Source organism: Adlercreutzia sp. ZJ242 (assembly GCF_011038995.1).
Taxonomy (GTDB): domain Bacteria; phylum Actinomycetota; class Coriobacteriia; order Coriobacteriales; family Eggerthellaceae; genus CAAEEV01.
In genome coordinates this window covers 1-992 of the sequence record NZ_JAAKEE010000107.1, presented here as the reverse complement: position 1 = coordinate 992, position 992 = coordinate 1, and the positions used below count along the sequence as shown (strand labels likewise).

Below are 992 nucleotides of genomic sequence, written 5' to 3'. Positions count from 1 at the left end.
CAGACGAGATACATGCCATGAGCTATCGAAAGCCTGACACGGGAAAACAGGTCTGCGTGTTTTGGGCCTGCGCATATGACGGTGCCACAGGGTATCTGGTAGACGTCATTGAGGGCAGAGATGCAGATGACATGGATACGTGGTTTAAGCAGTTCGGATCTGACGAGCGAAAACACGTCGCCTTCTTCTGTTCTGACATGTACGACGTCTATCTGAACGCGGCAAAGAAATGGTGTAGGCTCGCATGCATCGGCGTTGATAGGTTCCATGTCGCAAAGACCGGCGTTTCCTGCATGGATGATGCCAGGTGTCGTCTGCAGAAAGGCGCGAGCAACGGAGCCGACATCAAGAGACGTCACCGAAAGCTCGCGGCCAACCGTGCCAAGAGAAGACGTGAGCACAAAGACGCGCCGTGGATCGAGGTCGAGAAGAAGACGATATGCGGCATACTCGCCATTTGCGACTCTAAGCACTCTCATCTGCGACAGGCCTATCTTGTGCTTCAGCCCTGCTACATATGGCAAGACCACCCTTGGAGCGACAGACAAGAGTGCGAGAAGGCTCTCGACAACTGGATCAGCAGGGCAAGCGGACTTGAGGTTTTCGAGATGCGACGCTTTGCCAAAACTGTTGCGAAGTACAAACAGTACCTGGTAACCGCCTCGATAAGCCATATCAGCACGGCACGCGCAGAATCGACCAACGACAAGATCAAGGAGCTCAAACGCAAGAGCCGCGGGTTCGGCAGCTTCGATGAGACCAGAAGACGACTTCTCTTGGCCTTTGGCGCACCGGATGCTGTTGAGGGCGTCACTGCCTACGAGAGAAGAAGGAAGGCCCGAGTGGCCGCTTCCAAGGCTTCCAAGTAAGCGTCAAAACCTCCGCGTCTTCAGCTTCCAGCCGATAGGTGCCACAATCGTTGCAACCTGATGGAAGGAAGTGACGATGACGCCACAGGAAAGAAGATCGATGCGCCGCGAGCAGGTGGAGCG

The 992-nt window shown here is 55.0% G+C and carries 1 protein-coding gene; it reads left to right on the top strand.

Going from position 1 to position 992, the window contains the following annotated elements; genetic code table 11:
* Positions 1 to 869, top strand: an 869-nt coding sequence (locus tag G7Y49_RS11990; protein WP_206214702.1) for a transposase, incomplete at its 5' end; no start/stop codon positions are given.
* Positions 870 to 992 lie beyond the last annotated feature (123 nt).